Source organism: Mesorhizobium sp. M0208 (assembly GCF_040322015.1).
In the GTDB taxonomy this organism is placed as follows: domain Bacteria; phylum Pseudomonadota; class Alphaproteobacteria; order Rhizobiales; family Rhizobiaceae; genus Mesorhizobium.
In genome coordinates this window covers 1-26,073 of the sequence record NZ_JAMYSP010000056.1, presented here as the reverse complement: position 1 = coordinate 26,073, position 26,073 = coordinate 1, and the positions used below count along the sequence as shown (strand labels likewise).

Genomic DNA, 26,073 nt, shown 5'->3' with positions numbered 1-26,073 from the left:
CCGGGCTCTCTCAGCCTCCGAGCGAACCCGCCGTCCCGTTGGACCTTCCAGAACCTCGAGCCGGCCTGCGTAGCCAGCTGTTGGGACGTCCAAATCGACGTCCATTTTGCCGTCTGCTCCCACGTAGGCCCTCCGTCTCTCGCGATCGGGGGGATTCTTCGCACATTCACCTCATGCCCCGCACGAGGGGAGCGGCGTGGCGCTTACCCAAACTGCGTGGGCGCGCTATCGTCCGCGGTGGTGCCGGCACAGCTGCCCTGACGATAGGTCTCTTCGGTGGCATTCTCACCTATGCGGTCGAACTCGGTATCATCGAGCAGAACCCGGTGCATGGCGTTCGCAAGCCGACGGACCAGGTCAACGCCCGCCGTCTCAGCGAACAGGAGTATCGCATACTCGGCGATATTCTGCGGAAGGCGGTCGAGGACCGGCAATACGAGACCACTGCAGAAATCATCCGGGTGATCGCGCTGACTGGGTGCCGGCGCAGCGAGATCATTGGTTTGCAGTGTGCGAAGTCGATCCTGAAGGAAGTTGCCTGCGTCTGACCGACAGCAAGGAGGGCGCGTCGGTGCGTCCAATCGGTCTGCCTGTGCTGGAGTATCTCGAGAGCCGCCGCAACGAGGAACAAGATGCCGAGGACTATGTCTTTCCCGGCTGGGAGGATGACACGCCATTCGGAGCCTTCCCCAGACAGTGGACGAAGCTGTTCAAAGCTACCGATCTAGCCGGCATTACGCCGCATGTCCTGCGGCACAGCTTCGCCAGCATCGGCAACGACCTTGGGTTCACCGAAGCAACCATTGCAGCCTTGGTTGGGCATTCACGCGGGACGATAACGAGCCGCTACATCCATACCGTGGACACCGCGCTCATCATGGCGGCCGACAGCATCGCTGGCTACATTCAGGGCCTGCTGGACGGCGTCGCATTCACCCACACCGTCTATGCGCTCGATCGGGACTCGAGGAAATCGGCCCTTGCTCACTTCCTGGGACAGAGCAACCCCGCGATGTCCAATGTGACGCCACTTTCAACTGCCGTGACCGACGGCAGCAGCGCGCTGCAAGGTTGACCAGCGTTAACCCAACCAACGCCACAGCGGCAGATCAGCTTGACGGGGGCCCTCACAAGTCGATGTCCCCTTCTGGCGCCAGCTTTGTCGCCTAGCTGGAGGGCCAACTAGGGAATGAGAGGCTGTTGATCCGAGGCGTTCCACGACTAGATCGATCCTCTCTGATGTCCTCGTATTCTCGACTTACTATCAGGTTCATTCGCGGCATGATCGATGACGCCATTGCGGGCGCTGATCATCCCTCCCACTTGCACCTTTTCCGCCGTAGGTGAGCAACGGCGATCCCCGCCTCGGCGTTGGGTCAGGCGCGGTTCTTAACACGCGCCGTACCGCTCTTGCGGTTCTTGGTGTCGGATGAGCGTCGCTAGGTTCACGCCACGACGACTTCCCCTTCGAGGGAAGTTCCGCGGCGGCACACCTTTCGGGCTCGGAATACCGGACAGTCGCAGGACAAGGCCTTCCTCGTCGACGTGTCGTCGACCGAGGAGCCAAAGCTATTGTCGAGGCTATGGAAGATCAAGGCCAATGCCGAGCGACGTCAAATGGAGTCGAGTAGCCTGGTACGCGACCGTCATTGCCAACTGGACGAAGCTCCGGGAAGGCGCAGTTCGCTCATTTCCGAGTTGCAGCCGGAACGGCTCTCTCGTCCGTCTAGCAAGCTGACGAACTGAACTGCGCGTTGTCGCCAACGAACGCACTTCGCTGCCTTCTGGACGGGTAAGTCAGTGCGATCTCGTCAACATGCCAGGACCCGCTCCCCGACCGCTCCGACCAGGCCTCAAGACCGTCTTTGGCAACAGTTGGGCGACATTGGATCCGCGCCGCAATAATAATCGGACACATACTTGCGCACTGTTGTACAACGGTGCTGTAGCAATCGTATTGCTGTCATCGACGGAGGGGTGCTGGAAGATGGTGGTGAAAGTTCTTGCCCTTGTGGCGGCGTCGTTATTTTCGACGGCAGTTGAGGCTGGCGAGCACCGGCTTGGCAACTGGAATGTGCAGACACTGGTGCATTCGGCCGATACGGCGACGGTGTTTCCAGATGATCACCACCGGACGGCCGCCGACTTCGCGGACCTGCGCAAATGGCGTGATCTCATTGCGGCGGATGTGATGTTCCTGCAGGAGGTGACCAGCCCCGCCGCCATCAATGAAGTCTTCCCGGTAGCCAATGGATGGACGCATTGTATCAGCGGGCAATACGCCGTGCTCGAGCACATGAACCAGTCGGGGCCGGTCTGTACGCGAGTGGGCGAAACGCCGCACATGCCGGTCGCCGCCGAACGGCAGCAGTTCACGGCGATTGCGCTGAAGGAGAGTGCGGGTCTAGTCCTCGACATGGTCGCCGATTTGCCAGAATTGAATGTCAAATCCGACGACAACGGAACTATCCGTGACGTGCGGTGGGGCCTCGATGTCATCCTGCGGGACGGTGCCAGCCGCTTGCGCGTGCTGGTCGTGCATTTGAAGTCGGGCTGTTTCGATGACCGGGTCGACCGGAAATTCTTCACCAGGGATCCTGCGCTGGACCCGCCCGCCAAGTTCGCCTGTGACACGCTAGGGCGGCAGATGTTTCCCCTGCACAAGTGGATCAGGGCGCGCGAGGATGCCGGCGAGGCTTGGATGATTGTCGGCGACTTCAACCGTCGCCTTGATTTAGGTGGAGGCAGGACGCAGGACGAAGTGTGGACCGCTCTGACGGCATTCGCGCCGAATAGAGACGGTCTCGATCAGGACAATCGGCCCGATACGTTGATGATGCGTCAGCCGTACAAGGAAGCATCGCTGTGCTGGCTGGAGAAGCGCAACGCCATGCCGGCCAGCCTGGCCGAGCAGGACGAGTACTTCTTCGCGCCGATCGAGTTTTTCCTATATGGGGCAAAGGTCGGCGCCTTGGTGACGCCGGCAAGCGGCGGACAAGTGCCGTGGCCGAATGCGCAGCCGAAAGATAACGTCCGGCTGTCCGATCATTGCCCAGACGTGTTGAATCTCAAGCTGGAATAACAGGATCCACATGCAGATTCTGTCGTGCCAGAGCCCACTTGTGATGTCGCGACGCCAGCCAAGCGGCGCGTCCAGCTTGCGACGTCGCGTCCCCTCGGGCTTGACTAGATAGATGAATGCGTACCGAGGGGATGGATACGCTGGCGCCGGTCAGACATTCTAACTCAGGAGACCGCGCTTCTCCTGCTGCACGATCCACGAACCGACCCGGAGCGCATTGGCTACCACTGTCAACATCGGATTCAATCCAAAGCCTGTGGGCATGAAGCTAGAGTCCACGACGAAAACGTTGCGCGCCTCATGCAGGCGACAATGCGAGTCGAGGACGGACCGCTCGGATTTCACGTCGTCGTCAGGCCCCATTCGGCAGGTCCCCATCTGGTGGTCACCGATGAGATCGACGATCGCGGGCGAGGCCCCGAACGTCTCAACGATCTTCTTGTTGCCGTTGCTCCTGAACTTCGCGACGGATTTCTCGAACATCGGGAGGGCCAATTCGTACATCCTCCACTCATTGGGGCCAAGATCCCGCGTGACTCGGGCGGTGGGGATGCCGTACTCGTCGACGTGCTTGGGATCGAGGTCAACGCGGTTGCGAGGCATGGGTAAATCGTCGGCCGTTAGCCTCAGCTCCATGGACCGCGCGTATGTCTCGATTTCCTTGAGCGGCTGGAGCGCCGCGCCTCGTTGCGAGTCGAAGTAGGCGGCGGCGTTTTCGAGCGGGTTCTTCTTGGCCGTGCTCGTTAGAGTCCCGGCCTTGATCCAGTTCTTGGTAACGGGCTCTTGGAGGAAATAGGGCTCATAGCTGGTCACGTTGCCGGTTGCTCCGAATTCACCGTGGACCATGCCCTGAAACGCTTTGTCGAGGGTGATCTTTACGCCAAGCCCGAAGAGGTGGAAGGTGGCGTTCCTCCCCAGTTGATCGCCCCGGTTGCCCAACCCTTCGGGTGGACCCGACAAGCGCAGCAGGCGCGCGGTCTGGATCGCCCCGCACGACACGATCACGTTGTCAGCCAACTGCTCTTTGAGCACTGGGTTGTCGGGGTCGCTGATGTCGAGATAGCGCACTCCCGTTCCCCGGCCAGCCGCCTTGTCGAACATGACCTCAATGGCCTTGGCGTTGCAGTGAATCTGCACCTTGCCCTCAGACCGAAGCGCGTCCAGTTCCCTGAGCGTTGTGACGCGGGTGCCGAACTTCGGCGCCTCCTCCTTGCCCCAGCAGATGTACTCGCCACAGAAGCCGCACATGTTGCATGCGTTTCGCTTGGCTTCGCTCCAGATCTGGTCCGCCTTCTGCTGCCAGAATTCAGGCCGGTCGTTGGAGGTCCATGTCGCCAGTGCCGCGGCAATCTTCTCGCGGGTCTGGTAGGGGGCGCTGCCGGGTTGAACGATGGCGCAGGGCAGGGGCACAGGCCACATGCCAGCGTGATGCATGCCCAGCTTGGCGAAGTGTCCGACCGGCGTGATCGGGTAGGCTCCGCAGGGCAGTGGCGTCGTGTCGAACCAATGTTGCTTGTCGCCGAAATATGCCGGGTGATTAAAACCCTTGTACCAAGCGCTCTGCTCAACCGCGTTGTTCATCTCGCCCCGGTCGCCGCTGACGCCCATCAGCGCCTCTGCGACCCTGTAATACGGCAGCATGTCGCCGTACCCGATGGGCCAGTCCGGCACCGCGTAGCCCTCTTGCGCGAGCTGCGCCAGTTGCTTCGTTTCCGAGAAGTGCGTGTTCAGCAGGAAGTCCAGGGGCATTGGGCGGTAGGACCAAGTGCCCCAGATCGTGGACCCTCCACCAAGAACCGAGCCCGTCCAGCCGTTGACGAACGGCTTGGCAGTATCCTTCTCGAAACGGCGAAAGGTTGTGTAGTCGCCGCGCAACCTTCGCTTCGGGTCGGGCTTGCGAAGGCGAAAGTACTCCTCTCTATGGGCCGACGAGTTGAACCCAGGCTCATCCTGCGGATGACCTGGCATAGCCTCAAACTCCTTCGTGATGTCACGTCCCTGTTCTAGCAGTGTGACACTGTAGCCCGCCTTGGCGAGGAGCCACGCGATGGTTCCGCCGCCGCCGCCGGACCCCACCACCACGAAGTTCGGTTTCTCGGTCATTGCTGTCTCCGTTAGAGCAGAGCGGTTACCTTGGCGTCGAACTGAGCGACAGCTTCCTGAACCTGTTCGGGATTGTAGACGTTGTGCCGATGACGGTGCTCTCCTGCCTCGATCAGCACCGCGCGCTGCCACAATTCTCCTTGCTCATCGACAGGCAAGAACGGACTTTCCAAGTCGAGCAGACAGATCGCAACGTCCTTGGCGAAGCGCTTGATGAAGTCAGACGATTTAACAACTTCCGTGGGTGGCCAGGCCGCTAGTTCATCGGCGAGCAGATTCTTCGCGAACTGGAGCCAGCTCGCGTCGTCGGGAAACACGCGCTGGGTCTGCGCCTTCATTAGCAGTGGCCAGCACGCCGCGTAGAATTCCGATCTCGCGCGCGGCAGCTTGAGCTTAGTCTTCGGATCTACCGTCGCGATCACGAAGTTCTCGGAATCGACAGGCGCGAAGGCAGCCGCTTCATCGAGCTTGTGCTGCGCCCGCCAGTCTGCAGGATGGTGGAGGCTCGGTTCAAACCAGAGGGGAGCAGTCGCGATCTTGTTCCATCGGACACGCAGGGCCTCGTTTGAATCAGACTCTATAAGGAGATCGAGGCGCTCAACAGCGCGAAGCGACTCGATCGACAGCGTCGGCCCGGACCCGCGCCAAGGAAGATCCGGCGCATTGGGCGGAACGTATTTCTGACCATCTTTGACCCAGCTTTCCAGCGGGAACAGCTGCCGCGCGAGTTTGGTAAGAGTGTCACGAACTTCTGCGTCGGAAATCATTCCCATAGAATGTTCACCTTGGCACGATATGCCTATCCGAGGTTGATTGGAATATATGCTCTTGCAAACTCGGGATATCGATGGGGTCATCCCCGGCGCGAATATTGACCATACTAATGCAAGATTGTGGTCAACAAATCAATGCGTTACCCTCTACTCGTGCGGGGTCAGGCTTCGGTGCTGACTCACAGTCATACGATGCACGATCCCGCTCCTTCGATCTGATTGCGACCCCAGAGAACCGGAAAGTATATTAGCTGTCTACCCGAAAGATTTGTCATCCACAGTGCAATCAACGCTCTGGGGCTGTTGACTGGATAAGACTGACGCGTTTAATCGCATTCGCGGCGCCTTTTCGCACCGCACGTTGCGTGCTCGGATCTAACGAAGTGGCCGCCTCCCTCAAACGATGCGCCTGAATTCTCGCGCGGGAATCCGTCCCACCTGATCCTCGAACTCCACAGGCGCTGTCTTTTGACGCTCTGTTCTCGCGCTTAGTATGTCAGAGAAAAGCGTGCAAAACGTCAGAGTGCCGATAGTCTCGCCCCATTACGTTAGTGCGGGCCGGCATGTCTAGCGATAGTCTTCCCTCAAGTTACTATGGAAGGCATAGCTCATGAGTTCAATGATTTAAGATGTCAGGATAGCTGGCGTTTCATCAGTTCCAGGCTAACATAGAGGAAGTTTCCGGTTCCACGGGCCAGGTCGAGGACGCGCGTCGTGCAGAGCTTATGGTGATAAGTCTTCACTGCAGCCAACGCTGCCGGATGATTTCCGGCATCCCGCAGTTCCTTCACCTGTCCTTGCACAGCCTCCCAATCGGCACGTAGGGGCTCAATCAATTCACTTACCGCGCGCTTTTGCCTTGGGTTCTGGCGAGCTTTCGGACGGGTTTGCAGCCAATTTTGCAGATCGCCGATCTGTTACCCACAGGGACTTTTTCCTCGCCACCAAATCGTCACGATCGCCCTCAGCGGTCGCTCGGCTATGCATGGCAGCTATGGCGTAGTCGGCTCTGTTGGTTCGATAGTCTTCTTTTTGGACAGTCATTGTTTGCTCCCAGTTTCATAGCCCCTCTTTTTGCCCTGGCGGGGAGATTAACTGCCGGTGCATTACGCGAGTCAATCGATGAACGACCACTCCGCAGTGGCCAAGGCGGGAAGCAAGCCGACAATTTTAACGTTGGAGCGGCTTACAGAGTGCAACACAGCCGCCCTTTCGTCGGGCTGCGTTGATCGCGTCCATGTTGCCCTTCAGCTCGCCGATCTTGGCTTCACCTGCCTTGATGTCTGTGTCGTCCATCATGCTGCCAACCGGCAAGCCAAGCCAAAACACGCCATCCACGTCATGGCGGGCCGTCCTGTGTTGTACGGCCATTATCGGGCCAGGTCGGAACTCGTTCGGAAAAGTTCGGCTTCCAAATGGCTGCAGGACGTGCCCGCGTATACGCTGGACGAAACCAGCATGGCTTGATGTCGGCTGGGCGAGTAGCGCAGCCCGACAAAACGCTGATGGCTACAAACGCACATAACTTGATTTTCATGCTTCCCCAAAATGCGCGCGGCGAGCATGCGTTGAGGGCGGGACGAAGTCTATGTGCCTTGACGGGATGCCGAATATATTCCTATTTTGCGGGATGCCGCACCGTCGCCGCCATGAACAGATTTCCGAGTATCATCTTGCCAAGATCGAACGGCAGGCTTGGCTACTGACGAAGGAACTGCGGGTCGCGCAGTTGTCCCTAAGGCCGTTCTGTCCGCACTACGACGCCATCGACAATTTGCATCGGGCCCTAAAGCGGGCGCTCAACTTGCTGCATGACCGCCCGGCGGATTACGAAGAACCGCATTTCGCGCCCATGTCGCGAGGGTGAAGAACTAGCCTGTCAGTTTAGTGAAGTCGTGGCGCCGCGCGCGAACATGTGCCAGCAAATTCGTTTCGTTTACGACCCCTGATTGAAAGAGATTCAGCGTGGTCGAGGCCAGAATCTGACCGTCTATCGGGGTGCTGTACCATTTGGCGTCGGCAGTTACCTGGTCGACAACTCGCTGGCAGATCGCCCGATCTTTAGGTCTAAGAAACTGACTGTTCAGTGCTCGTAGCATCTCGAAGCCTTGAAACGGGGAGTCACCTGTCTCCCGCGCGATACCCATGCGTGGTCTCCGAGCATGGACCCTAAACGCATTCAGACAGAAAATTGCCATTCGTTTGAGTGGTACCGATGTCGCGTGGATAAGCGGCGGTCCGCGAGCTAATCCACCATGTCGCGCAGCGGCTTCTTGCGCTTTGGCGTCCTGTACTTCTCGACCAGCCTGACCTTGTCGATCTCGATCGTCACCAGCGGTCCCAGATCGACGGTCACCCTGCCGCCTTCCTCGTCTATGCGCGTGATCTGTCCGGTAAGCTCGATCTGCTGCCCCTTCTTCGCCTTGGTATGATCGATGATCGAATGCGGAAAGCTATAGCTCGGAATCGAGACGTTTACGCAGCGCTGAGTGACCCGTTTGCGAAGGCGGCCGGGATCGGCACCTCGTCACGAATGGAAATTCCGCGCGCCGTTCCATGAGTCTGGTGCGCTCGGCGCCTTACTCAAGATATTGCTAATTATGAATGAGCCCGCTTCCTCCAATCGATGGATGAAGCCGTTCGTGGGCCGGTGCTACTTTGATGCATCGCGCGACTTACCCGACAAGAGCTGGCTCCAGAGGCAAAATATGAGCAAGACGACTCTCATTGCTATCGCAATCCTCGCGATCAGTGTCGGCTGTGCCGAAGCCAAGGACCGTAAGGTCGAAACCGCGCCCCTCGGCACGTACGCCAATTCGAAGAACCTGCCGGTTTGTACCGCGGCAAGCTCACTCTTCGAAGTCCTCGGTGATAAATGTTTTCTCGTCAGAGGTTCTGATGATCTATGGCGACATCGCTGAACTCTCCCGGACAATTACTTTGAGTTGGTAGCCTAAGCAACAACCTCCCAGCGCGGCCTCCAGTCTCCGGTATGAAGTTGCGTCGCAGGGGCTGCCTTCGCCCGGATATCGACCCGGTCTTCGCGCGTCGCCAATACCGGCGCAATCCCCAGTCACCACGGGCCTCTCCAAAATTCTTATGCCGTCCGCACCTGCGGTCGAGCGTGTCGCGCCAACACAGCAGCGCCTCTGCATCGTTTGGGCAACCCAACGCATAGCTTCCGGTCCGGAAACTCGCTTACGCGTCTCATCGTCCATTCGGCAGTGGAAAATTAGGCCGATTTGGCAGTGCTCAGAATCGCGTAGCTGTCCTGCGATCCGCTCGGAGAAGATGGCGAGTGGTTGCGGGCAACTGCGCCTCAAGCTGGCTGGCGACCGCCGTCTGCAGCCCGCTGCTGCGGAGCAGCGCTGACGCTGCGTTCGTCCGGACCCGTCGCAAGACCGCTTGATTGTATCCGGCCTGGAGACAGACAAACGCCGGCGCAACCTCACCCTGAAACCAAAAGACAATATCGATGACCTCCAACAGCTATGCTCCCAAGGGTTCAAGCGCCTGCAAACATTCACCATGCCAATTTCGCCATCGCCGCTAGAACTTAGAGCGCCAAGAGCCCGCCGACCAACCCCGCTTTAGCCGCAGCTAAGGGAACGATGTAGGCCCTCGCGGGTTTAGAGGTGGCAGCGGGATTCTTCGTGGATGTGCAGCCGCTGTGGGGGGTCCGTCGCCTCTCCCTCACCGGCGGCGGGCTCCTTTCGCGAAGGCGGTGTTGGTCAGAGAACCTTTACCGCAGTTCAAGTTAGCTACTTGTCATTGGGGGAGTAATGTCCCCTCCTCTTTTGCAGCAGCCAGGAATGCCTTGCGGGCCTCCTCGGGTTCCATCTCATCGAAAATCACGGCCATGCAAACGCGCACCGCGAGATCCCAGCAAGGGCCACGCTTGGTCCACTTCATCAGCTCCTCGCCGGCTGTCTCGGCGTTGTTGACATTGTGGATGATCCCGGGACGCTCGGTCTTGACGGGGACCGGAGGGTTGAACCAGTGGCGAGCCAGGGTTTCCTCTCTATAAACCGGCTCAGCGATTAGGACGGCTAACCATTTGTTAGGGATGGTCTGAGTCCGTGACGGGTGTTTCCAAACGTTCATCGACGTTTATCCGAGCGGTCGGTACGAAGCCGGTATGCATCATCTTCCGGTGGGTGTCGCCCTAGTCATTTCGCTTGTTGTCGGTCTAGCCATTGCGGCGATCGCCTCAAAGGACCATTCGGAAATCTGCGGCATCCGATGCTTATTCGTCCTCGGCGAGAGCGTTAATGTGAGGGCTGTCACGCCAAGGCGGGAATATCGAGAATGAATGGCAGCACACGGTCGCCATTGCCAGGTCACGACAAGCGAAGTTGGCTGACAGCTATTCGCGACCGTCGAAAGGCACGTAGAGGCCCATGGCAGTTGCTGCCTCGAGGATCGCCTTGGTTAGTTCTTCGTCGGAGGCCACCAAACAAGGCGCAGCCTCCCGAGCTTCGCGTAGTGCCGCTTTGATCGAGACCGTGTCGCGACGGTCCGCCCTGTTGAGGAGTACAGTGATTGCTTGCTCTAGAAGCGGACCGACCCTTTGCGCGACGCTCATCCGGCCCTCCCCAGGGACACGCCGAAGGGGAATCTACTCACTTCCTGACCGACATCAACGCCATGTACGAATCGTACGAATTGGCACGGTGCTAGGCCGCAACAGTCAGCAATTTTTAGCTCGAGTTTCTGATCGGTGATCGGATAATTGGCTCGCGCGCAGACCCCCTCCGACCATAGAGCGCGCTTCGATCCGCCTTTCGTCCACAACCTTGGGTCGAATCGTCCCCGACGTATACCGGAGGGAAGAACCTGCCATCAGGCTATTCGCGAAGGTCGAACGCGACGAACATGCCAAAGGTTGGGGCAAGATCGACAATAAGCTCCACCAGCTCGCAGTCACTTTCCGCCAGATGTAGCCCGTCTCGGCGCACCGCTGCGATAGTCTCTTTGACGGAGATGATGATTTGGCCGCGCCGGGCTCGTAAAATCAGCTCTTCAACAAGCTCATTGGCAGTCACTTTGATAGGTCGGCAGTTCGTCCAAACGTTCATACCAGGCCTCCCACCTCAGCGAGAACCCACGCGGAACATTCATGACCCTCTGTCGAGAAAAATCAAGAAGAATGTTTGATAAGTTCTGAGTGAGAATCAGGGGAGAAGCCACGAAGCGAGCCTCTGTACTCTTTGACCTGACGCTCAGCCAGCCGGCTAGGGACCTTCTTCCGTCGGGCCCTGTTTGGCCCGATCAATAGCCGCAAGTAATGACTGCAGGGTTGGCGGCAGTTCTGGTTCGACCTCCAGATTTAAGAATGTTTGTACGTGATGACGATAGCCTTCGGAACGGATCAGTTTCCGAAACGCTTCGGAGACAGACTGATGGTCTGCTTTGTTGCTCGTTGTCATGTTCGGGAAGTCCGTCCCAATGAGCCGCAACTCGCCCGCAACGAATGGGTTCCATCAGGAGGTCGGAATATTTGGTAGAAATTTCTGAGCGGGAGATCGGATAACTGGCTCGCGCGACCCCGTTGCTCGAGCGCATTACCTTCACCAACTACTTCGCGCGCGAGATTGCGTTGCCGGTCCGTGTCGACTTCGATGCCGATTTCCGAGACATGTTCGCGGTGCGCGGCACCACGCGTAGCCATCACGGTCGTGCCCATGACGCGCTGATTGGTGAGGCAAGCGTCACATTTCGGTACGAAGGGCTTGATAATGTGGCGCGCCAGTCGGTCATTGCGGAGCCGGATCAGGTGCATTCCAGTTACGCCGAGTTCCGCATTGTCGTGCCGAGCCGTGACCGCAGGATCCTCCATCTGGATGGTCGGTCACGGCGAAGAGATTCCGTCCAGTGACCGGTTTCGCGCCGCCGCTGGGCGAGCGCGATGTGCGATTTCGCTCAAAGCGCCGGCAAGGCGCCACCGTTTTCAGTTCCGGACGCGTGTTCAATGACTGGCTGGCCCGCACACGTGCCGACATCGCGCTCCTGACAACCGACCTCGCGACGGGACCATACCCGTATGCCGGCATTCCATGGTTCTCAACCGCCTTTGGTCGCGACGGAGTCATTTCCGCCTTGCAGATGCTCTGGCTCAATCCCGAGCTTGCCCGTGGCGTGCTGGCGTTTCTCGCCCGCTACCAATCGACCGAGACGTCCGTCTTCGGAGACGCGGACCCAGGCAAGATCATGCACAAAACGCGCAAGGGCGAGATGGCCGTGCTTCGCGAGTTGCCGTTCGGCCGACAGGACCGGAGATGAGGACTTTGTCGATCGCATTTGGGAATCACTGGGTGCTGCCACGGCTTGGATGGAAGAAGTCGGAGCCCGCAACGGGGAGGGGTTCGTTACCTACAGCAGGGCAGCGGATACGGGCCTCTTCAATCAGGGCTGGAAGGACAGTGCCGATGCGATCTTTCCATACCGACGGCACTGTTCCCAAGGGACCGATCGCCTTAGTCGAGGTGCAAGGTTACGTCTTCGCAGCATACCAACCGCGCTGAACGCTCGCACCTACCAAGCCGGACAGCGCTACTGGTCGCTGCATGTTGCACAGGAGCGGAAGAAGCTCGAACGCCGAGGCTTTACCCCACCAGATCGACGCCGAGATCAGCCGCTATGCGACGGCGATCAGCCGCATCCTTCGCTCTCAAAAGCAATATGGCTCAACACCGGATAGTGCCACATGAGCAAGGGAGCGAGCATATCCGTCCGCGAAGCGGAACGGAGTGGGGGTGTGGGGCCTCAGGCCCCGCGTTTTCCTTCTGTTGGCGGTAACGCCGCGCGCGCGATGGCATTTCGAGGCAGTGGAGCGCATGCCGGATGACGGGTTCCTCGCGAGCACCAGGCCGCGCACCATGAGCCGCGCTCGCCGTCTGTCGACCTGGTTGCCGCCGTGCTTGAGCGCGAGTGGTGGCGGTGGCCTGAAGGTCGCGACGAATGAACCGCCGGCCCAGTTCAATCCGCGCGACGTCCTTCAAAGCTGGGGGGATCGATCTTCACCAAGCGGTCTGCGGCCTCGACCGCAGTTCGTATCCTGCTGCACAGCGCGAGATTTTCGGCCAGCATTTCTTCAGTGCGTTGAAGCGCGAGCTCGGTCCGGTGGATGCGCTGCCTGGCATTGGCAACTTCCGATGTCAAAAGATCGGCCGCCATCCCGTGGCCGTGGGGTTCCATAGTGTCCATGGGTTTCTAATACATGGGGGGCGATATCGTTCCATGATGTCGGGCGAAACGGCGGGCCGCAGAAAAGCGCGATGGGCCGAATGACCAATGCGCTCCCTGTCAAAACAGCGGACGCTGAGGAAGATCACAAGGGAAGCACTAAGGCGCAACTCAACCTCAAAGCGAACGGTCCGTTTTTTTTGGAACTTTGTGGGCTGGTCGACAAATTGCACGAGGTTCCCTGATATGACAGGCACTCTGACCCCGTCGTTCCCAGTCAGGCGAATGTCGCTGTCGTCTCGAGGGACCAAAACCATCACCTTTCGGACCGATCACGTGACGATTCGCGACGGCATGAAAAAGATGACGGCGGCACCCGCTGCCGAGTGCCGTGTCGGTGCTGCAGGCCCCAGGCCGAAGCAAGGGGAAGGCCGGTTTTCTGCTTGTGGGGGAACAGCGCCCTTTATTCCCCTGCCCAATACCGAGCAGGTGCGCGACAAACGCAGGCGTAATGAATGCGAGCAGTTCCACACGAGCAGACCGACCCCACCAGCGCCGCATACTCGCGACGACTCGGACCGTCTCGAAATGCACGAGCACTGTTTAAACCATCAGGACGGTGGAGAGGGCGAGAGCAGTAGCTATTCTGAAATCTCCAACGATGGTCGGCAAACCGATAATGGAAGCGAGCAGTCAGTCGGCGCCAGAATGGTTGTCGGCCACCTAAGTCGAAGAAATTCTGGAGGAGGAACAAGGCGTCCAAAGGACGGGGGTCAATCACCGCCCAGCATACGGCTACGAGGTGTGGTTCAGGGGATTTAGCCGTAGTGCCAGTGCGGCTTTGGCTCGGTGCCGGTGAACATGACGCCGATGCGGTCTTCGCGACGCCAACGAACCACCGCCTTGTAGGCGATGCCGTCGGTCGGCACATAGAGCAGGAATTCGTCGGGGACGCGAGCGTCGATCGAGGCCTTCAGTTCGGCGCCGCCGGCATGCATGTTGCGCACCGTGCACGTGACCTCGGAATGGGTCATGCCGGTCAGGATTGTTGCGCCCTTGAAGACGCGCTGCCTGCGTTGGCGCCTCTGTTCGTCTTCAGCCATTTCGCCTAATTCCCGGCGTCTGTCGCTTCGTGTAGCTTTTGGTCTGCCAGATAATTGAGCGTGGCTGATGAACATAGCGTTATCGTCAGAGGCGGCGTGACATGCGGGATCGGTCGTGGAAGTACGTTTCAGGAGCATGCCGGCCTCCTACCAAAGGGCTTGCCAAAGCGGCCGGCGACCCCAATGGGTCAAGCCGGGGATCAAAGCCCGCGTGAAGCACCTTGCGGCAAGGAAGGGCTTCGCTGCAGGTTTTTTGATGGAGAACTAGCTGCGGCGTCCGACTAGAATGAGCCTTATGTTCCAATCAACGGAACCGTGACGGTTGTCGCATAATTAATCGGATACCGGTCGAAATACGGGAACTCGATCACGAACGCATATTTGGCGGTCAGATGTGCCATTCGAAAGCCGCCGCTGGGGGCGTCGATTGCTATTGTTACGTCGACGTCGCTCAATCCCAAACTCAGCAATTTTGCCGTGGCTATCGCTTCTATCTCTGCTTCGGTTAGCGAGTTCTTCATTTGCAGCGCACGTGAGGACGTTTCCAGCGTGTACCGAACACTCGACATGGCATTCAGAGCCCAGCCGAATGCGAAGATGCCGATCAAAAGCGTTATCAGAATAGGCGCGATCAGCGCGAACTCCAATGCAGCTCCGCCTGATGCCCCACGTATGAAGGCTCTCCCTTTAGCGAACACGAATCACCTGTTGCTGGCTGAGCTCGCGCGAGAGGGAAAACTCGCCAAAACTGAAGGGCGGGAACCAGGTGGTTGTCGCCTGTATTACAACGAAAACCGCGGGAGCTTTCAAACTGTCGCACAGGACAGATAGATCGACCACGGTGATCCCGCACATATATTTCCGGCTCAGTGTCACCTGCGCGTCATCGGGATGATTTTCCCAGCTCGAAAGGGCGACGGTCTGGGTAGCCGCATCGTCGGCTGCCCCTTGCATCACGAGATTGGCCGCCGTTTTCACGCCCGCGCGCATCGACAACGCGCTTGATACAAAAGACCAGCCGTCAATGATGCCAAGAAGCACCAGGCAAAGGATCGGCACAACCAGCGCAAACTCCACCGAGGCAATACCCGAATCGCTCCCGAACATCCGGGCTGGTAACCGTGCCACGAAGATTACTCGACAAGCTTTATCGATTGCGTGGCCGGAATGTCTCGCATTCCAAGGCTCGTGCAATCCTGGCTGATGCTCGTGTTGCCGGACCACTGCAAGGTACCGGCGACGACCTGCGTGCAACCACCCTTGCCAGAAAAATTGCCGAGATAATTGACGTCCTGGGTTGGAAAATACAGAGCGCCGGTCAAAAGCGAATCCGCCGTGCCGTTGAACGTGTTCGATCCCGTCAGGTTACCTCTGTCGCCGTAAAACAGGACACCGGAATACGTGCCCGACGTGGGTGCACTAAGTTTGACGGTGGCGTTGCCGTTCATGCTGACGCCGGAGCTGCCGGCCAGATAGATGATGACTCCGGTGCCGGAAACATTGGCGTTCGCGTTCGCCTTGAAATCACCGCCTTGAATGACGTACACGCCGGGCGCGAGCGCAACATTGCCGCTCAAGCTCAGCCCGCTGCAGTATGTCCCGGGGTTCAGGGTCGACAATTTCGAGTTTTGACAAGGGGTTGTGGCTGGTGGCGCCGGCAGGTCGGCAAAGGGATCACCAGCGGGTAAGGCCTGGGTTATCGGGCTGGCGCAAACAGTCGTCACAGGGTTGTTCAACGAAACACCGCCGGCCGATATCAGGCAGTCGGCCTGAAGGTTTGCCGATCCCTGAAGCTTGATCGCATCGGCGGCAATGGAATTGGACATCACGGAGCAGCCGGTCATTTTTATGGTCGAACTGCCGGAAAACAGCGCCGCTCTCGGGGCGGAACGATTGAGCGACAAAGCGCAGGCCTTTGAGGCGTCAGTGATAAAAGCCACCGCTCTTGCCCGTGCGCCGATCGCGTTTTGCGTGAATATCGATGTGAAAAAACGATCGAGGGTCTGATGAACGATAACCTCGACGGCCTTTTGGGCGACATTCGGGCCAGAGGACGGGGGCGTGAAGATTTCGATTGTGCCTGTTGACGGGTCCCAGCCGTTCGTCGTCGCTGACAGTGTCGCGGCGGCGACTATCGTTGGCTTGTCAGATCCCGAAACCTTTTCCAAAGCGCCAGCATAGGCTGCCGCATCCGCCACCGCCTGTAATTTCAGGCTGCTAAAATACCAGTAGGAGGTCTCGATACCGAGACCCGCTGCGCCGACGACAATCGGCAACGATAGGGCAAAAATAGTAGCAACGTTGCCGCTCGTCCCGACGCCTCGTCGCAAACACCGAACCAACCGCCTCGATATAATGCGCCCCATTTCCATGGGGTATTTAACGAAAAGATGGATGAAGGAATGGCTAAGAATTTCGCTCCATTTGATATATCCGCTCCTTGGCGCGGCCGGCACAAGCTCCCGCGGCCGCACTCGGCGAGCACGCTGCTGGTCGCTGGCCCTATCTTCAACCGGCGGCGCCAGTCGCGTATCGGGTTAGCGTTTCCAGTCTCAATGATTGACTTTGCGAGTGTTTCGCCCTCGTGGGTAGGCTAACGGCCATAGCCGCGACAAATGAAATCAGATTTGCGCCAAAGCGTGCACGGCAAGCAGGCCTCACCTGCACGCGCTCCACTTTGACAAGCCTAGGCGCCAATTGCACGGCGCTTCCAGGAGTTCCACCTGGAGCTATGTGCGCTCTCGCGCGAAACAGCGCGCCCCCTTTGCCAGGCCTTCGAAGCAATCCGTCGCTGAGAACACGCGCGACTCACGAGCGTTTCAATGGAGGGAGTTGCTTGCCACGCTCGATGTTGGAGATACTTTCCAGTTGCGGCCGATGCGATCGGCCATTGGTTTGGACGCGTACATGCCGTTCGCAGGCGGCTTGTGGGCGCGACGTGAACGGAAAAGAAACGTTTCCAACATTAGATTCCGCGATTCGAATGAATCTCGCCTGTTCGGCATAGTCGCAACGCGGTGCTGGGCTAGTCGTGCCAACAAATCAATTAGCGCCCTGGCGGAACTGAGCCCGATGAACAGCTTGACGATACGCCGCCGCATACTCGCCAGTTTCGCGGCCGTTCTGGTTGTCATGTCGGTTATGGCCAGCATTACATACGTTTGGTTTCTCCAGACGGAGCAAGAAGCGACCAGCGTGGAAAAGGAAACTCTTCCGGACCTCTATCACAGCACCCAGATCATGATGGGACAGATGGATGCCCATAGTCTTCTCCAGGAATATGCTCTTCAGGACAATCCTGCCGACAAGCGGGCTTTCGAGGCTACCATCAAGGCGAACCGCGACGCCCTGCAAGGGTCGATGGACGAGTATGAAGAGACCATTGAGTCCGATTTGGACAAGCAGAACTACGCTGTCGTCAAGGACCTCGCCGATCAATTCCGCCAAGCCGAAGCCGCCGTACTGGATGCCAGTCGTGCCGCGTTGGCGAAGGGAGAGATCCCCAACGAGCGCCCGGCCATCAAGAACAACGTGGAGCCGATCTTTCGGAAATTGCAATCGGCTCTGCAAGCCATGGTCGAGGACCATAGAGGAGAGGCAAACAGCTCGACCCAAAAGATAGGTTCGATCGTCCGCACAGCGAAGTTGGGCCTGATTGCCGGGTTCCTCGTAGCACTCGGTTTGGCCCTTTTGTGCGGCTATCTTCTATTCCGTGCCGTTAGTGTTCCGCTTGGCCGATTGGTCGATCTCGTCCGTGTAATGCGCCTGGGCGACTTCAGCGGGCGCCTCGATTTGAAGCGCAAGGACGAGTTTGACACGCTGGCTGAGGGCTTCAACACCATGGCCGATGATCTCACCACGCTGATAGGCCAGGTTCAGAAATCCAGCATTCAAGTCAACACATCGATAACCGAGGTGGCCGCCACCTCAAAGGAACAGCAGGCAACCGCAAATGAGATCGCGGCCACTACGACCGAAATCCGAGCGACCGCGAAGGAAATCTCGGCAACCTCCAATGAGCTCGTACGAACGATGAGCGAAGTTTCTGCGGTCGCCGAGCAAACCGCCACGCTGGCCACCGGCGGACAAGCAGGGCTGGCACGCATGGAGGCAACCATGCAGCACGTCATGGAAGCCGCCACCGCGATTAATTCCAAACTTGCGATCCTGAGCGAGAAGGCCGGCAATATCAATCAGGTGGTGACCACGATCACCAAGGTTGCCGACCAGACCAACCTTCTTTCGCTAAACGCCGCAATCGAGGCTGAAAAGGCGGGCCAATATGGGCGAGGCTTTGCGGTCGTGGCAACGGAGATCCGGCGGCTTGCCGACCAAACCGCCGTCTCGACATACGACATCGAGCAGATGGTCAAGGAAATTCAATCCGCCGTCGCAGCCGGCGTCATGGGCATGGACAAATTCTCCGAGGAGGTCCGACGTGGCATGCAAGATGTGCAGCAGGTCGGCGGCCAACTCTACGAGATTATTCAGCAGGTCCAGGGCTTGGTGCCACGGTTCGAAGTGGCCAATGAGGGAATGCAGGCCCAGGCAACGGGCGCAGGGCAGATCAGTGAGACGCTGATACAATTGAGCGAAGCTGCCCAACAGACGGTTGAATCCCTCCAGCAATCCACGCTCGCGATCGACGAACTCAATCAGGTTTCGGGCGGGTTACGCAGCAGCATTTCCCGTTTCAAACTGCGGGCGCTGCGAGAGGTGCCTGCGAGCTAGGACGACAATGTTATTCCTCGGGTTCTGTATAGGTAGCGACCGGTATGTGCTGGACATGGAGCAGGTTGAAGAGGTCCTGCCTTACATCGGCGTGAGAAGGCTGCCGGGCGCGCCGAACGGCGTAGTAGGCCTAATCAACTGCCGGGGCTTACCCGTTCCCATGATCGATCTCAGCCTGCTTGCGCTTGGCCGCCCTTCGGCGCTGGTGCTGAGCACACGAATCGTTCTGATACGCTATCCAACCAAGGATGGTGAGAACCACCTGCTTGCGCTTGTTGCTGAACGAGCGACCGATATGCTCAAGCGGGATCCTTCTGACTTCGCGCCGTCCGGGATGGAGGCGGGAACTCCGCCCTACTTGGGCCCCGTGGCGTCCGACGATAGAGGACTTGTCCAGTGGGTCAGGGCCGAAGCGCTGCTATCTGACGACATTCGCGAAACGCTGTTCCGTCAGGTCGCGATGAGTTCATGATGTTTGGTGCGGTCGAACAGCTACTGAGGGAAAAGATTGGACTGGACAGCGGCACTGTCGGTCTGTCGGTGATCCGTCACGCGCTCCGGGAGCGGATGTCAGCCTGCCAGATCAGTGAGCTTCAAGATTATTGGCAATTGCTGGCTGGCTCCCCATCCGAGCTCCAGGAACTGATCAACGCGGTTGTCGTACCGGAGACATGGTTCTTCCGAGATCGTGAAGCTTTCACTGCAATGACGCGTCATGCACGGGCGCGCATGCGGCCGGGTCAACCCGTAATGCTCTTGAGCCTACCATGTTCGACAGGCGAAGAGCCCTATTCGATGGCGATGGCCATGTTCGATGCTGGTTTCGGAGCACAGGATTTCAAGATTGACGCAGTCGACGTGAGCACGGGCAACCTCGCGGCCGCGGAGCGCGCGGTCTACGGGCGCAACTCATTTCGCGGCGATTTTCTCGAATTCAGAGGGCGCTATCTCGAAGCGGCCGAAGGCGGACTACGGCCTGAGATGCGGGTCCTGAAGCAAGTCCGGTTCAGGCTTGGCAACCTGTTTGATCCTGCGGCCTCGTATGGGCTGGCACCGTACGACATTATTTTTTCCCGCAACCTGCTGATCTATTTCAACCGAAACCTGCAAGACCGCGCGCTGGTTTGTCTGAAGACCCTCCTCGCGCCAGATGGCCTGCTGCTCGTCGGTCCAGCGGAATCAGGCCTTCCGATTCTGCACGGCTTTGCTTCAGCGCGATTACCCATGGCATTTGCGTTCACGAACGTGGAGCCGGCTAAGGCGCCCCGGACGGTTGCACCCTCCAAGTCGCGCTTCGGTCCGGCCACCCCTGCTCCTATCTCTGACGTCAGCAAAGTGCTGAGCCCGATCCGGCCGGCCTCCAGTAATGCAGCGACAGTGGAGCGCTCCGTCCACCCGTCCGAGCGGGCGGCCCAAAGCCTCGCTTCTATAGAACGCACCGCCAATGCCGGACGAGTTGCGGAAGCAAAGGAACTCGCGCTGACGCATCTCGGGGAATACGGTCCCTCCCCGGAAATCTTCTATCTGCTCGGGCTAGCTCAGGATGCAGAAGATGCGCGTTCCGAGGCGATCCAGAACTATCGCAAGGCCCTCTATCTCGAACCCCGCCATCAAGAAGCCCTCGCGCATCTTGCGCTGCTGCTTCGCAAGCAGGGTGACATCGCCGGTGCCGAGGCACTCACCGGGCGGCTCGGTCGGATTGGGAAAAGGAGCGGCACTTGACGTCAGCTGAGCCCGGTAGCGCATCATCGGTGCCGGACATCGCCATCGGCGACTGCTGGCGGCAAATAGGCGTTCGTGGTGACAGATCGTGCCCTGAACTGGAGCAGCATCTCCACTGCCGGAACTGCCCGACCTATAAGGAAATCGCACGGAACCTCCTGAACCGTCCGCTGCCGCCCGGCTATCGGGACGAGTGGGCCCGACATTTTGCCCAGGCAAGGACCGATGAACCAGTCGGGAATGCCGAGGGCAGTGCATTTCAGACGGTCGTTGTCTTTCGTCTCGGCGAGGAATGGCTGGCGCTTCCGGTTGGCTGCTTCCAAGAAGTGGCCGAACCTCGTAGTATCCATTCGCTGCCACACCGCAGGAACAGTGCGGTCCTCGGCATCGTCAATGTTCGAGGCGAATTGCTGGTTTGCGTTTCGTTGGCCAAACTGCTCGGAGTAGACGATCGCAAAACGCGGGTACAGGACACGCGGACCAAGGCATTTCCGCGTCTTATCGTCGTCGGCAACAGCGACAAGCGCGTCGCTTTTGCTGTGGACGAAATGCACGGCATTTATCGATTCAAACAGAGCGACCAGCTTGCCGTGCCTGCTACCGTTGGCAAGGCGTCCTCGACCATGACGGCAGCCATGGTCTCGTGGCGAGGGGGCGCGGTCGGTTGTCTGGACGAGGCGCTGCTGCTGGCCATGCTCGATCGAGCTATCGCATGAGCGGCGCGGACTACAGCCAATTTTCGATGCTCGACCTCTTTCGGGCCGAACTGGAGACGCAGTCGCAGGCCCTGACGTCCGGTCTGCTAGCGCTCGAACGCGATCCCGTGTCCGCCCAGAGTCTCGACGCTTGCATGCGGGCTGCCCATTCGCTGAAGGGGGCGGCCCGGATTGTCGATCTGACGCCAGCGGTGGAAGTTGCGCACGCGATGGAAGAATGCCTGGTCGCCGCACAGCGGGGGCGTCTCAGCCTGAGTCGCGAGCACATCGATACACTTTTGAAAGGCGTCGATCTCCTCGGATCCATAGCGAGTGAGCCTGCCTCGGCCGATGAGAGCGCCAAACCGGAAATAGCCGGTTTTCTGCTGGCGCTTGAGCAGGCATCCTCCCCATCGACAGCCAAGGTGCTTACAGCATCAGAGACGGAGCTCGCCGGCTCAAATGCTGCCCCGCAGGAGGCGCCGTGGGCCTCTTCGGCAAAGGAAACGGGCGTCCTCGCTCGATCGGAACCACTTCTTCAACCTTATGGCGGCGTCGGTTCCGACCGTATGGTGCGGGTAACGGCCGATAGTCTAAACCGCTTACTAGGGCTTGCCGGTGAGTCCCTGATGGAGGCTCGTCGCCTCAGGCCGTTTACGGGCGGCCTACTTCGACTGAAACGGATTCAGTCGGATCTCGCCATTGCCTTCGACGTTCTAGGCGACGCACTGGCCGAGATTCCTAAGGACGACGGGGCGGTGCAAGCATTGGCAGAGGCGCTGCAAAAACTTCGGCTGAGCCAGACGTTCCTCGCAGAGCGCCTTGACGAATTGGACTCGATTGACCGCAGAGCCACTGACCTTGCGAATCGACTCTATGACGAAACGCTGGCGAGTCGCATGCGCCCCTTCGAGGATGGCGTCCGGCACTACTCAAGGACGGTGCGCGACCTTGGCCGAACCTTGGGGAAGAACGTGCGGTTAGACATCGTCGGGGGCTCAACTGGCATCGATCGCGACATCCTAGACCAACTCGAGGCACCACTCGGCCATCTCCTCCGCAATGCTGTCGACCATGGGCTCGAAACGACCGACGAACGTATAGCAGCCGGCAAATCGGAAGAAGGTGTCATCAGGCTCGAAGCACGGCACAATGCGGGCCTGCTGCAGATAATCGTCGCGGACGACGGAAGGGGAATCGATCTGAACAAGCTGCGCGAGACGGTCGTGGCGCACGGCCTGACGACAGAGGAGACCGTCGGCAGACTTGCCGAAGCGGAACTGCTCGAATTTCTGTTTCTGCCAGGCTTTTCGATGAAAGCGACGGTTAGCAACATCTCCGGACGCGGCGTGGGGCTCGATGCCGTACAGGCGATGGCCAAGCAGGTCCGAGGCCTCGCAACCGTCTCCTCAGAGTTCGGCTTCGGAACCCGATTTCAACTACAGCTGCCGTTGACCTTGTCGGTGCTCCGCACGCTGCTCGTCGACATTGACGGAGAGCCATACGCCTTCCCGCTCGCAGGCATCGCCAGCACGATAAAGTTGCCGCGCACGCGCATCGAACTGCTCGAAGGCCGGCCGCATTTCCGCTTCGAGGATCGACAGATCGGACTAGTCACCGCGCACCAGGTTCTTGACCGCGCTGAGCCGCAAGCAGACGCCGATGAACTTTCAGTCGTTCTGATTAATGGTGATCACGGTGAAACCCACGGGTTGATTGTCGACCGCTTCCTGGGCGAGCGCGAGTTGGTGGTCCGGCCGCTAGATCCTCGCTTTGCCAAGGTCAAGGACATCAGCGCGGCGGCGTTGATGGAAGATGGTTCGCCCGTGCTTATCGTTGATGTCGACGATCTGATCCGATCAGTAGACAAGCTCGCGTCATCCGGCGGCCTACGCACCTTGCGGCGGGGTACTACCAGCCCCGATCTTAGGAGGCGCAAGCGCGTTCTGGTGGTCGACGATTCTTTGACGGTACGTGAGCTCGAACGCAAGCTGCTGGACAATAACGGCTATGAGGTCGAGGTGGCGATTGATGGTATGGATGGATGGAACGCCATACGGTCTGAACCATTCGATCTTGTTATCACCGATGTTGATATGCCGCGCATGGACGGCATCGAACTGGTGACCTTGATGAAGAAGGACAGCCGGCTCGGGAACACCCCGATCATGATCGTGTCGTACAAAGATCGCGAAGACGATCGCAGGCGAGGTCTGGACGCCGGCGCGGACTACTACCTGACTAAAGGGATTTTCCACGACGAGACACTGCTCCATGCAGTCGTCGACCTGATCGGCCAGGCGACAGAATGAGGCGCAGCGTGTGTATCCATCAATGAGGATCGCTATCGTCAACGATATGCCTCTTGCGGTCGAGCTTCTGCGGCGATTGGTTGTATCAACCCCGGAACATCAGGTGGCCTGGATCGCCGTTAACGGGCGTGAGGCAGTAGAGGCCTGCCAACGAGACCTCCCGGACCTGATCCTCATGGACCTGGTGATGCCGGAAATGGATGGCGTCGAGGCTACGCGCAGGATCATGGCGAAGACGCCATGCCTGATTCTGCTGGTCACGGCGAGCATTGAGGCCAACATTCCTGGTGTCTATGAAGCAATGGGGTATGGTGCGCTTGACGCGGTCGACATCCCCTCGATCGGCTCTGACGGCCCGGGGTCCGGACGGTCCGCACAGCTTATTATCAAGAAGATAACGACGATCAGCAAACTCGTACGTGACGCGCCGTCTTCAAATTGGGGCACACGGACATTGCCCCCGTCTGTGTCATCGGCACAGCACCTTATTGCCATCGGCGCGTCTGCGGGCGGGCCGGCAGCTGTTGCCGCGATCCTCGGCGCTTTTCCGAGCAATTTCACGGCCGCAATAGTTCTCGTACAGCATCTCGATGCGCAGTTCGTACCCGGTCTTGCAAACTGGCTCGGCCAGCATGCGGCACTTCCAATCCGTCCTGCACGCGAAGGAGATGAGCCCGAGGCCGGCACCGTTCTAATTGCGGCCACGGCTGATCATCTCGTCTTCAAGTCAGCCCACAAGCTCGGCTATACCCCGAAGCCGCACGACAACGTCTACCGTCCCTCCGTAGATGTATTCCTTGAGAGCGCCGCGCAGTGGTGGCCGGGTGTCGTGATCGGTGTCTTGCTCACGGGCATGGGTAGAGATGGTGCCCAAGGGCTCAAGCTGCTACGCGACAAAGGGCATTTGACAATCGCTCAAGACAGCGCGTCGAGTGCGGTCTATGGGATGCCCAAAGCCGCCGCTGCCATCGGTGCCGCTGTCGAGATCCTACCACTTGACTCAATCGCCCCGCGCCTAATCGAGGCGTGCGGCCGATCTTGCTGAAAGGTTATTCTATGACGGGCAAATCCAATCTCGTCTCACCCCTGGCAGACAATTACTCGTCAATGGTTCTGCTGGTGGATGACCAGATAATGATCTGTGAAGCGGTCCGGCGCGCGCTGGCAAACCAGCCGGACATAGATTTCCACTTCTGCACCGATCCGCTCAAAGCGACTACAGTTGCCGACGAAGTGAAGCCAACGGTCATCCTGCAGGATCTTGTCATGCCGGGCGTTGATGGGCTGGACTTGGTACGGCAATACCGAAAGAATTCCTCGACGCATTCTGTCCCCGTTATCGTGCTGTCAAGTAAAGAAGATCCGGCCATCAAGGGCGAGGCATTCGAGGCCGGAGCCAACGACTATTTGGTCAAACTGCCGGACCGTATCGAGTTGGTCGCTCGTGTCCGTTATCACTCCCGGGCCTATCTTGACCACGTTCAGCGAGAGGAGGCATACAGGGCCCTGCGAGAAAGCCAGCGGCAATTAATGCGTGCGAATCTCGAGCTGGAACGTCTCACACGGATTGACGGTCTCACAGGTCTGGGAAACCGGCGCTACTTCGATGAATATCTCGCGGCGGAATGGAAGCGCGCGGTCCGCACGAAGAGCCCGCTGTCGTTGTTTATGATCGATGCCGATCACTTCAAGCGCTACAACGACACCTATGGCCACATGGCAGGCGACGAGGTGCTGAAGCAGGTCGCCAGTGTAATCCAAAGCAGTTGCAACCGCTCGACCGATCTCGCGGCGCGCTACGGCGGCGAAGAGTTCGTCGTGGTGGTGGTCGATATTTTGCAGGCGCAGTCGGGCGCTATGGCCGAGCGGCTCGTGCAGAGCGTGCGAGCCTTGAGCATTCCACACGGTTCTGAGCGGGTGACAATCAGCGTCGGTGTTGCAACCATGGTGCCTGATGAGAACCACACGCCAAATGACCTCATCAAGGCGGCCGATCTGGCGCTCTTCCGCGCCAAGTCGGAAGGACGGGACCGTGTCGTGTATTACGACTAAAGGTAAGGGTGCTTTACGGACGGGCTTACAGCTCGTGCAGTTTAAAGGCTTGGTGATCGCCGAACGGGACCCCTCGATTGTCAACCGGGCAAGCGAAACAGTTCAAAGTCAGTTCCATTTCTGGATAACTGCTGTTCCGCGGACCGGAACCTCAAACACGAATTCGTTTTCGACGGCTACGCCTCCGACGCTTATGCGCCTGGTCCAGTCTAATCTAGAGCACGTCCTGTTTAATCCGGTTCATATCCTGCGGCTTTGAAGTAGTTGGCACATTCGGCTGGGGTGAAGAGGTCGACGACCGCGCCGACCGCGTCC

The 26,073-nt window shown here is 58.9% G+C and carries 26 protein-coding genes and 1 pseudogene; 15 read left to right on the top strand and 12 right to left on the bottom strand.

What is annotated here, in order from left to right; translation table 11 throughout:
• Positions 1-209: 209 nt before the first annotated feature.
• A pseudogene (locus tag NKJ17_RS31285) lies at positions 210-1,075 on the top strand (tyrosine-type recombinase/integrase); the annotation flags it as partial.
• 810 nt (positions 1,076-1,885) lie between these two features.
• Positions 1,886-3,082, top strand: a complete 1,197-nt coding sequence (locus NKJ17_RS31280; RefSeq protein ID WP_352508203.1) for a hypothetical protein — start codon at positions 1,886-1,888, stop codon at positions 3,080-3,082.
• A 159-nt stretch (positions 3,083-3,241) separates the two neighbouring features.
• Here NKJ17_RS31280 and NKJ17_RS31275 read toward each other — a convergent pair whose 3' ends face one another.
• Positions 3,242-5,185: a GMC oxidoreductase gene (locus NKJ17_RS31275; RefSeq protein WP_352691559.1), complete on the bottom strand. Its 1,944-nt coding sequence runs from the start codon at positions 5,183-5,185 to the stop codon at positions 3,242-3,244.
• A gap of 11 nt (positions 5,186-5,196) precedes the next feature.
• Complete coding sequence (locus tag NKJ17_RS31270; protein ID WP_352508197.1) at positions 5,197-5,958, bottom strand: hypothetical protein; 762 nt, start codon at positions 5,956-5,958, stop codon at positions 5,197-5,199.
• A gap of 1,122 nt (positions 5,959-7,080) precedes the next feature.
• Between NKJ17_RS31270 and NKJ17_RS31265 the strand changes: the two genes are divergently transcribed.
• Together NKJ17_RS31265 and NKJ17_RS31260 are read left to right on the top strand one after the other, a co-directional pair.
• Positions 7,081-7,425, top strand: a complete 345-nt coding sequence (locus NKJ17_RS31265) for a hypothetical protein (protein WP_352508195.1) — start codon at positions 7,081-7,083, stop codon at positions 7,423-7,425.
• Positions 7,426-7,561: 136 nt separating this feature from the next.
• Positions 7,562-7,825 (top strand): hypothetical protein, encoded by a 264-nt coding sequence (locus NKJ17_RS31260; protein ID WP_352508194.1) that lies wholly within the window; start codon positions 7,562-7,564, stop codon positions 7,823-7,825.
• A gap of 4 nt (positions 7,826-7,829) precedes the next feature.
• On the opposite strand, the gene NKJ17_RS31255 is transcribed toward NKJ17_RS31260, so the two are convergent.
• On the bottom strand, positions 7,830-8,105 hold the full coding sequence (locus NKJ17_RS31255) for a hypothetical protein (RefSeq protein ID WP_352508193.1): 276 nt from the start codon (positions 8,103-8,105) through the stop codon (positions 7,830-7,832).
• A gap of 342 nt (positions 8,106-8,447) precedes the next feature.
• Between NKJ17_RS31255 and NKJ17_RS31250 the strand changes: the two genes are divergently transcribed.
• The gene (locus tag NKJ17_RS31250) at positions 8,448-8,879 is read left to right on the top strand and encodes a hypothetical protein (RefSeq protein WP_352508192.1); all 432 of its coding nucleotides are present in this window, start codon (positions 8,448-8,450) and stop codon (positions 8,877-8,879) included.
• An 847-nt stretch (positions 8,880-9,726) separates the two neighbouring features.
• On the opposite strand, the gene NKJ17_RS31245 is transcribed toward NKJ17_RS31250, so the two are convergent.
• From NKJ17_RS31245 to NKJ17_RS31230, 4 genes are all read right to left on the bottom strand, one after another.
• Positions 9,727-10,062, bottom strand: coding sequence for a DUF982 domain-containing protein (locus tag NKJ17_RS31245; RefSeq protein ID WP_352508190.1), 336 nt, complete (start codon positions 10,060-10,062; stop codon positions 9,727-9,729).
• A gap of 262 nt (positions 10,063-10,324) precedes the next feature.
• Entirely contained in the window at positions 10,325-10,543 is a 219-nt protein-coding gene (locus NKJ17_RS31240) for a hypothetical protein (RefSeq protein WP_352508188.1), read from the bottom strand.
• Positions 10,544-10,805: 262 nt separating this feature from the next.
• Positions 10,806-11,036: a hypothetical protein gene (locus tag NKJ17_RS31235; RefSeq protein ID WP_352508186.1), complete on the bottom strand. Its 231-nt coding sequence runs from the start codon at positions 11,034-11,036 to the stop codon at positions 10,806-10,808.
• Between the two features lie 156 nt (positions 11,037-11,192).
• Entirely contained in the window at positions 11,193-11,387 is a 195-nt protein-coding gene (locus NKJ17_RS31230) for a hypothetical protein (protein WP_352508184.1), read from the bottom strand.
• A gap of 122 nt (positions 11,388-11,509) precedes the next feature.
• Between NKJ17_RS31230 and NKJ17_RS31225 the strand changes: the two genes are divergently transcribed.
• Positions 11,510-11,836, top strand: a complete 327-nt coding sequence (locus tag NKJ17_RS31225; protein ID WP_352508182.1) for a glycogen debranching N-terminal domain-containing protein — start codon at positions 11,510-11,512, stop codon at positions 11,834-11,836.
• Complete coding sequence (locus NKJ17_RS31220) at positions 11,833-12,240, top strand: glucosidase family protein (RefSeq protein WP_352508180.1); 408 nt, start codon at positions 11,833-11,835, stop codon at positions 12,238-12,240. The genes NKJ17_RS31225 and NKJ17_RS31220 overlap by 4 nt, the downstream gene beginning before the upstream one ends.
• A gap of 696 nt (positions 12,241-12,936) precedes the next feature.
• On the opposite strand, the gene NKJ17_RS31215 is transcribed toward NKJ17_RS31220, so the two are convergent.
• Positions 12,937-13,134, bottom strand: a complete 198-nt coding sequence (locus NKJ17_RS31215; protein WP_352508178.1) for a hypothetical protein — start codon at positions 13,132-13,134, stop codon at positions 12,937-12,939.
• A 110-nt stretch (positions 13,135-13,244) separates the two neighbouring features.
• Here NKJ17_RS31215 and NKJ17_RS31210 point away from each other — a divergent pair, with 110 nt between their 5' ends.
• Complete coding sequence (locus NKJ17_RS31210) at positions 13,245-13,388, top strand: hypothetical protein (RefSeq protein WP_352518178.1); 144 nt, start codon at positions 13,245-13,247, stop codon at positions 13,386-13,388.
• A 573-nt stretch (positions 13,389-13,961) separates the two neighbouring features.
• Here the strand turns inward: NKJ17_RS31210 and NKJ17_RS31205 are convergent.
• The 4 genes from NKJ17_RS31205 to NKJ17_RS31190 all read right to left on the bottom strand — a co-directional run bounded on the left by NKJ17_RS31205 (position 13,962) and on the right by NKJ17_RS31190 (position 16,702).
• Entirely contained in the window at positions 13,962-14,246 is a 285-nt protein-coding gene (locus NKJ17_RS31205; protein ID WP_023680838.1) for a PilZ domain-containing protein, read from the bottom strand.
• 293 nt (positions 14,247-14,539) lie between these two features.
• Positions 14,540-14,893, bottom strand: a complete 354-nt coding sequence (locus NKJ17_RS31200; RefSeq protein WP_352508176.1) for a TadE/TadG family type IV pilus assembly protein — start codon at positions 14,891-14,893, stop codon at positions 14,540-14,542.
• Between the two features lie 40 nt (positions 14,894-14,933).
• Positions 14,934-15,353, bottom strand: a complete 420-nt coding sequence (locus NKJ17_RS31195) for a TadE/TadG family type IV pilus assembly protein (RefSeq protein WP_352691557.1) — start codon at positions 15,351-15,353, stop codon at positions 14,934-14,936.
• A gap of 26 nt (positions 15,354-15,379) precedes the next feature.
• Positions 15,380-16,702 (bottom strand): pilus assembly protein TadG-related protein, encoded by a 1,323-nt coding sequence (locus NKJ17_RS31190; RefSeq protein WP_352691556.1) that lies wholly within the window; start codon positions 16,700-16,702, stop codon positions 15,380-15,382.
• 376 nt (positions 16,703-17,078) lie between these two features.
• On the opposite strand from NKJ17_RS31190, the gene NKJ17_RS31185 reads away from it, so the two are divergent.
• The 7 genes from NKJ17_RS31185 to NKJ17_RS31155 are packed head-to-tail and all read left to right on the top strand — an operon-like array spanning position 17,079 to position 25,758.
• On the top strand, positions 17,079-18,977 hold the full coding sequence (locus NKJ17_RS31185; RefSeq protein WP_352518176.1) for a methyl-accepting chemotaxis protein: 1,899 nt from the start codon (positions 17,079-17,081) through the stop codon (positions 18,975-18,977).
• A 7-nt stretch (positions 18,978-18,984) separates the two neighbouring features.
• The gene (locus NKJ17_RS31180; protein WP_352508170.1) at positions 18,985-19,449 is read left to right on the top strand and encodes a chemotaxis protein CheW; all 465 of its coding nucleotides are present in this window, start codon (positions 18,985-18,987) and stop codon (positions 19,447-19,449) included.
• On the top strand, positions 19,449-20,699 hold the full coding sequence (locus NKJ17_RS31175) for a CheR family methyltransferase (RefSeq protein ID WP_352691554.1): 1,251 nt from the start codon (positions 19,449-19,451) through the stop codon (positions 20,697-20,699). Before NKJ17_RS31180 ends, NKJ17_RS31175 begins: the two co-directional genes overlap by 1 nt.
• Positions 20,696-21,415, top strand: a complete 720-nt coding sequence (locus NKJ17_RS31170; protein ID WP_352508166.1) for a chemotaxis protein CheW — start codon at positions 20,696-20,698, stop codon at positions 21,413-21,415. Before NKJ17_RS31175 ends, NKJ17_RS31170 begins: the two co-directional genes overlap by 4 nt.
• Complete coding sequence (locus tag NKJ17_RS31165) at positions 21,412-23,706, top strand: hybrid sensor histidine kinase/response regulator (protein ID WP_352508164.1); 2,295 nt, start codon at positions 21,412-21,414, stop codon at positions 23,704-23,706. The genes NKJ17_RS31170 and NKJ17_RS31165 overlap by 4 nt, the downstream gene beginning before the upstream one ends.
• A 22-nt stretch (positions 23,707-23,728) precedes the next feature.
• Complete coding sequence (locus NKJ17_RS31160; RefSeq protein WP_352517492.1) at positions 23,729-24,751, top strand: chemotaxis response regulator protein-glutamate methylesterase; 1,023 nt, start codon at positions 23,729-23,731, stop codon at positions 24,749-24,751.
• Positions 24,752-24,762: 11 nt separating this feature from the next.
• The gene (locus NKJ17_RS31155; RefSeq protein WP_031195385.1) at positions 24,763-25,758 is read left to right on the top strand and encodes a response regulator; all 996 of its coding nucleotides are present in this window, start codon (positions 24,763-24,765) and stop codon (positions 25,756-25,758) included.
• The last annotated feature ends 315 nt before the right edge of the window (positions 25,759-26,073 follow it).